General features: G+C 53.5%; 5 protein-coding genes. 4 read left to right on the top strand and 1 reads right to left on the bottom strand.

From position 1 onward, the window contains the following. Nucleotides 1–24 precede the first annotated feature (24 nt). Both PH5382_RS20365 and PH5382_RS19090 read left to right on the top strand, forming a co-directional pair. Nucleotides 25–501, top strand: coding sequence for a lanthionine synthetase LanC family protein (locus tag PH5382_RS20365; protein WP_156414988.1), 477 nt, complete (start codon nt 25–27; stop codon nt 499–501). A 1,273-nt stretch (nt 502–1,774) separates the two neighbouring features. After that, on the top strand, nt 1,775–2,218 hold the full coding sequence (locus PH5382_RS19090; RefSeq protein ID WP_197410086.1) for a CZB domain-containing protein: 444 nt from the start codon (nt 1,775–1,777) through the stop codon (nt 2,216–2,218). Nucleotides 2,219–2,442: 224 nt separating this feature from the next. Here PH5382_RS19090 and PH5382_RS19085 read toward each other — a convergent pair whose 3' ends face one another. Then, complete coding sequence (locus PH5382_RS19085) at nt 2,443–4,467, bottom strand: methyl-accepting chemotaxis protein (RefSeq protein WP_082645777.1); 2,025 nt, start codon at nt 4,465–4,467, stop codon at nt 2,443–2,445. A 905-nt stretch (nt 4,468–5,372) separates the two neighbouring features. On the opposite strand from PH5382_RS19085, the gene PH5382_RS19080 reads away from it, so the two are divergent. Next, nucleotides 5,373–5,798 (top strand): hypothetical protein, encoded by a 426-nt coding sequence (locus tag PH5382_RS19080; protein WP_156414987.1) that lies wholly within the window; start codon nt 5,373–5,375, stop codon nt 5,796–5,798. A gap of 38 nt (nt 5,799–5,836) precedes the next feature. Further along, nucleotides 5,837–6,544: a hypothetical protein gene (locus PH5382_RS19075; RefSeq protein WP_156414986.1), complete on the top strand. Its 708-nt coding sequence runs from the start codon at nt 5,837–5,839 to the stop codon at nt 6,542–6,544. Nucleotides 6,545–6,669: the final 125 nt, after the last annotated feature.

The raw sequence follows: 6,669 nt of genomic DNA, 5'->3' as shown, positions 1-6,669 counted from the left end.
TACCATGCTGGATTCACGAAATGAATCCCTCACCCGATTTGTGCAACAAAGCCGCGCTGCGGTCTCAGCTTCGCTCTGCGACAGAGGGGCGAGGTTGATTTCAGTTGGAAAACCGGTCGTATAGGGCACTGCATCGCTGTGCAGGAGGCCTTGCCCATCTTAGATAGGCAAGATGTGGCTTTTCACAATTGGCTTGAGGAGCAGATGGCCGCGCTCAGCAGTCATTCCGGGCTCGCCCTCGACGATTTGTGTTTTGGAGAAGCCGCTCGGGCTTCTGTCCTGAAACGCAGCACCAAAGCTTCCAATGGTCGTGATTGGCCTCGGGGTGCCCACCGGGCATTTGCTCGGCTAAGGGCGAGTGCGGACAAGGGTGATTTAGCGTTTGGATGGCCCCAGGGAGTAGCGCTCCCCGGCTTTTTCCAAGGCACTGCCGGGATTGGCTATCAGTTATTACGTAATGATTTTGATTTGACGCTGCCTGATATTTTCACATTCTGCTAGGCGGCCAACGTGGTGGCATTTCCAACCTCCATTTTCAGGACACTTCTCAACAATTGCTCCGGGAGGAGAACAAATATCAAAGACGGTGGTGTAGCCTCTCACGCACCTTAGCAATGATCTCTTTAGCGAAGCAAAATGTGCCTTCAATCCTTCCCGTGATCGAAGAAGCCAAGGCACGGCGTTAGACCTGCCCAATTCCAACTGAACTGGCAGACAAATGGGTGGGCTGGCTCGTAAGTTTCCCTAAGGTCCCGACTTGATATCTCTGCTGCGTGCTGTAGCTGAGAAAGGGAGCCCGTTGTTCAAAAGGATGTCTAGTGACCTGAGATACGGTCTTCCTCCAAATCCCTATTCAGGAAATGATGCGTCTGTTTCGTCGCCTTGAGCATGGCGAGCTTGGATTGCTCATGCGCATCGTGCTCGAAAACTGCTTGCAGCAACCGGGCACCGGAATTATTCTATAGCTCTGAACTCATTTAGCTGAAGAGCGGGCGACTTGATCTGATTGCCCTACTAAATGACGGCACAGGGGTGGCAGTTGCCGTTAGACGTGTTTTGCACCAACGGTAGTTCAGGGCCGGTCGGATTCTTAGTTCAGTCAAGTGCTGCGGCCACAATATTTCTTCAGTTGGGCGTAGGGTTCCAGAAGATGTTCGGTAGGGTAAACAGCGATATGATTGCCGATCATTCAGTTCAACGCGGGGGAGCTCGCAAGCCGCCAGCGAGTTTCGGCGGTGCCGAGTTGGCCATTTAAGGCCATTTCTGGAAGAAGTTTCGATTTCCTGTCCGGCAGCCCCGAGCTGATCCTCGGACCCGACTGTAGCTATGAGAGTAAACCATATTGCACGATGGAGATCCGGTTGCGTTTCGATATCCAAGTTTAGCCTGGCCCTATGAAGCCATGCCCATAGTGCAGGGCTTCGAAGCCGCAACAGGCGGCCACGGGTTCCGCCTCGACCTCTTCTCGGAGTAGGGCGGCTCCCAACCCTTTTGTCAATGTACAGGTAATACAACGCAAAAACGCCCGCCAGTTTCCCGTAGGCGCAATCTGTGATGACATACATCTGACGGCATGTAGGTGAGCTAAGCGTCAAGCGAAGTTTTGAAGCGAGGCCTTCCCGAAGGCACTACAGCTCGAATCAAACTTGTATACTCACAACCGATCAAACATCGGGCACTGTTCATTTCGCACCGATCGCATCAAAGAAGTAGAATATACGGACAGTTGTACTGTTTTTGAACGCAATCCAAACATTCACGTAACGTAATGTGTATGTTGCTCACAACCTCGTTGATGCGCCTCTGTCACCCGTTTTTACTAAACCTGTTCGTGTTGGAGCTCAGTAAATTGCCAGATTTTAGCACTTTAGCAGAGGAGATCGATGCGGCACTCCTTTCCCATGTGGCCTGGAAACATCGGTTGCGTACAGCGGCACTTTCACAGGAATTCAGCATTCCTGTTCATGAAATCGCCAGCGACACTTTCTGCCGGTTCGGTCAATGGATTGCCTCCCTCAACCCCGATGAACAAAGAAGCTACTATTTCGAACGCGTCAAAACACTTCACTCCGAATTTCACATCAAGGCCGGTGCGATCGCTCAAATGCTCGCTGACGGCGACACCGCAACGGCCCTGGCAGCTCTCAACGGCGTTGATTACAATCTGAAAAGCAAAGAACTGGCCTCGGCATTGATGGAGTGGAAAGCCTCCAGCTGACACTTCGCACAAGCCAGTTTGCCTTGGTTCTTGGAAACACCACCTGCTACCAATCGATCGACCGGCTTCTTCCAGCCCAATCCAGACATACACTTTGACGGGGGGCGAGGATAAAGGCCCCTGGCTGCAGGCGCAGAAAAAACATCCAGCGCATATTGGCGACCATTACCATTTTCTGTTCGGGTTGCTTCTAGAGTGTGCCATCGCGCCAGTTGGCTAACGGACTAGAAGTCCTCCCACTTGTCCGGTGCAGTATTGCCATGCGCACTGGCTTTCATAGGTACCGACGCGTTTTCACCCAGATCCCAATCTTGATCTTCCGAAGCGACGGGAGCGTGCGCGGCGGGTGCGTGAGACACCCGCATCGGTGTCGGGCTCTCACTGATCGAAATCTTAAAGTGAGAAACCAACTGCGCCAGCTTGGTTGCATCGCTGTTCAGCATGTGGCCCGCAGCGGTGGCCTCTTCGACCATAGCGGCGTTCTGCTGCGTCACCTTATCTAGCTGCACCACGCCAGTGTTGATCTCACCCAGACCCGTGGACTGCTCCACAGCGCCCTCGGCAATGTCTGTCACCAGTTTCGAGATATTATTGACCCGGTCAACGATATTTTGCAGCGCCCCGCCGGCCTTGCCGACCAAATCAACGCCGCGTTCCACCTGCGTGGAACTATCACTGATCAGCGTCTTGATCTCCATCGCCGCATCCGAGGACCGTTGCGCCAGGGCGCGCACTTCAGAGGCAACCACGGCAAAGCCGCGACCTGCTTCGCCTGCACGGGCAGCCTCTACCCCAGCGTTGAGCGCCAGCAGGTTGGTCTGAAAAGCAATGTCGTCGATGACGCTGATAATTTGGGCGATATGGCTGGAGGACTGTTCTATTTCGGTCATGGCCGAAACCGCACTTTGCACCACGTCGCCGCTGGTTTTTGCTTCTTGCTTAGCCTCATCCACGATGCTTTCGACGCTCCGGGCCCCTTCTGCTGCGGATTTGACGCTGGCAGTCAGCTCATCCAGAGCCGCGGCGGTTTCTTCCAATGTGGCGGCTTGGCTTTCGGTTCGATGGGACAGATCATCCGAGGACTGGCTGATTTCAGCCGCACCATTGCGGATACTGGAGGCAGATTCGACCACCTTTGAGACGGTCTGGTTGAGGTGCTCGACTGTTCGGTTGAAATCAAGGCGCAGCTGTTCGTAGTCTTGTGGGAAACGATCCGGAATGGATGCTGTCAGGTCTCCGTCCGACAGATTGGCCAGCCTCTCGCCAAGGGTTGTTACAACACGTGCCTGATCTTTGGTTTTTTCCTTCTGAGTCTTTTCCATTGCGCGTTGTTTTGTCAGTGCGTCGCGGAATACCCCCAAGCTGCGGGCCATGTCGCCGATCTCACCTTTCGCGGGCAGTTCCTTCAGATCAATTTCAAGCTCACCTTCTGATAGGGAAATCATACGGGTGCCAATGAGGTTCAGCTGACCGCTGAGCCAACGGCCCAGAAGGAAGGCTAGGCCACCCGCAAGAACCATAGCTGCAACCGCTGCCGCCATCCCGGTTTTGCGTATGCCGCTGGTAATTGCTGCAATTGTTTCAAGAGGCACAAGGGCATTGCCGACAGCAACCACATTTCCGGAAAAATCAAGTATTTCAAAGGGGCTGCCAGCATAGGCATAGCCGTCAATGTCGTAATTTGTCCACTGGCCGGATATGCCGTTCAAAGCACTGGCAATCGCATCTGCATCAAGAAGGGCTGGCCCGTCATAGTTGCCGGTCAGGCGCGTGATCTCCTGATCGTTTGCGGAGAAAGAACTGACATCACCGTCCGGCAGCAGGTAGACTTCCAAACGACTGTCTCCGCCTTCGGTCAGGCTTTCAATCAGATCACCGTTGAACTTGAGACCAATTTCAACGGTGCCTACATGCGCGCCCTCGTGGCTAACAGGGCTGATCCCCCGGATTCCGATGCCTGCCCGGCCTCGCTCAAGTCCGGAAACCGGTGCCTGTGCCTTGTTCGCGGCCACAACAGAGTGCCGGAAGCCAGAGAGGTCATCGCCAAATTTTTCTGGTTTGTGTACCCGAAAGGCTGAGGCCGCCTCGGGGGTGTGAAACTGGAATTGAGCAATGCCAGCTTCTGAAGCCAAACGTTTGAAGTCGCGAGCGAAAAGCCTGTCGAGTGCGTCCCGGTCCTGCTCAGCAAGGGCACGCTGTGCATCTGACACAGAGGCAACGGTCTGCGCGGCAGTCAGTGCAAGCTGCATACGCCCCTCAACTTCTGAATGTACGCGCGATTCAAACTGATTCAATTCACGGCGCGTGCCTTCATCCGAAACTTTCTCAAGTCCGAGGAACAAAGGAACCGTGACGATAAGAATCGCGAAAAAAGAACTGACTATCAGCGAAATAATGATCCGCGCTCTTAGGGACATCGTTGAACTCCTATCGACAACACCTCTTTGTAGACGCCATGGCCTTAAAAAAATGGAAAGAAGAGGAGCCAGTGCTTGCTCCGTTTCAAATTACAGAAAATGCGCTGGGTTCAGAGCTACTGAGGTCTTCTCGTGTGGAGGAAACAACGATGGCTTTTCTTGTAGCGGTGTTCCACGCTCGATGATGAGCGGACCTATGAAGCGGACTGTTTCACACAAGTTTACAAAGTGATCTGCTTCTGACGGCCGACCTTTGGCCCGCAATCTTGCTGCATATGTCTAGAATTGACCGCATTTCATGCCGCAGCGCAGACTGCTAAACACTGATGTTAGGATGATGGCAGGAGTTTGCAAACTCCGCAATCTGCGCTGAACCGACGTCCATGCCTAGCCCGGCGAAAGCTAGATCCCTGCCCCACATGTCGTGACAGGCCTCGTCGACGAGAACAGCCCATTGTGGACATTTAAAGTTCCGTTCGGTGCTGCACCGCAGCTTCCCAGAGGCGCCATTCCGCTACAGGTGCAAACGTTAGAGCCGAACGGCCTCCCACCATGCTCCATAAAACCATGGTTCTACATCGTTGCTTGAGACCAGACGAAGAAGGAGACAGGTGCGGTCAGGGGTGGTACACTTAAAGTTGATTGTAGTTGATTCATTTGGAGGGAGTGCTTCTTTGAGACTGCATTTGTTTTCATTGACCCATTTTTGTGCGCTATTAGGGATCCCGGGTACAGCAATGGCAGAGGAGCCACTGGTGATGTTCGACGCGGGGCGCACGCATGTGGATTGCGAGTTCGCCAACCACGCAGTGTCGGGCGGCTACTTTGACAAGATTGATAACCCCACGATTACGGGGACGTGCCCGAAGGCGACCCGGACCGCCGCACCCCAACCAGTTATTGGAGCGCCAGTCGTCCCGCTCGGGCCACCGATCGCTCCTTGGTGCGACTGTACTGATGAGGAGTGGCAGGGGGTGCTATCGCTGATGACCGGGCAGAATGTGCTTATCAATCCCGGCTATGGGTCGGCTAACCCTGTTGCCGACTGGGCAAAGGCATTTGGGACGGACACGGCGACAATCGAAACGCCCGACTTCTGGGCTAATGGTCAGGTTCCCGCATTCAACGAACTGTCCGGCCGACGCTTTCTCAAATTAAAATGATTTATCTAAGGTGCCTTGTCAGGCGGACATATACCTGTGTGCTGAGCGTCGGCGATGTCATCGGCAAGTTGCTAGCTTTTTTGACGCTACCGGCGACTTTGATCACGGGCTATTTCTATTTCGATGAGATACGGGATTATTTCTCGAAGCCAAATCTAACGACTGAGATCCGCCGAGCGACACTACGCTGCAACTATGTATGGCGGGACGCTGAAGCATATCAGAACTATCAAAGGGGGATTGTTGGCGAACTCACGGAACTCTGTCGGGCATCGCCTATAGCGATCTCGTTCGAATTTAGTGTGACCAACAATGACTCTATCACACGTGAAATTAAAAACCTCGAAATCGGAGCCAAGGTACCAACCTATGGGCCCCTGACCTTGGACGAGGTCCAATCGGTCGAGCACCTGATCCAACATGGTGTCGAGACGAACCTCCGGCGCGACTGGCGGGTTGAAACGCTGGCCCCTGGCGCAACGGTCATCTTTGAGATTTTGGCCTACGATTCAGCCACGGACGTGGGCGAGATGGATTGGCAGCATCTGGCCGAAAAACTGGATGAACAGGATCCGAATTTACTTAACGAGATCGCTGAGATTGAACTGCAAGCGCGAGTGAGTGGCTTTTACTCAAAAGCGCCAACAATTCTGTCTTGTTCCATTGCACTTGATGCGGAAGAATTTAAACAATGGCAGGAGAAGGCGCCTCATCGTCGCATTCAGGTAACGAACCAATGCCTGTGAAGAGAACGATTATGAGAAATGGGATAGCCTGCCGTTAGGGTTTACACGCATGTCTACTTTTCATGCCCCACGGCTTTGTTGCACAAATCGGGTGAGGGATTCATTTCGTGAATCCAGCATGGTAG

It is taken from the genome of Phaeobacter sp. CECT 5382, from assembly GCF_001457775.1.
GTDB lineage: Bacteria > Pseudomonadota > Alphaproteobacteria > Rhodobacterales > Rhodobacteraceae > Pseudophaeobacter.
The sequence above is the reverse complement of the archived record's forward strand: the minus strand, read 5'-3'. Positions and strand labels throughout refer to the sequence as shown.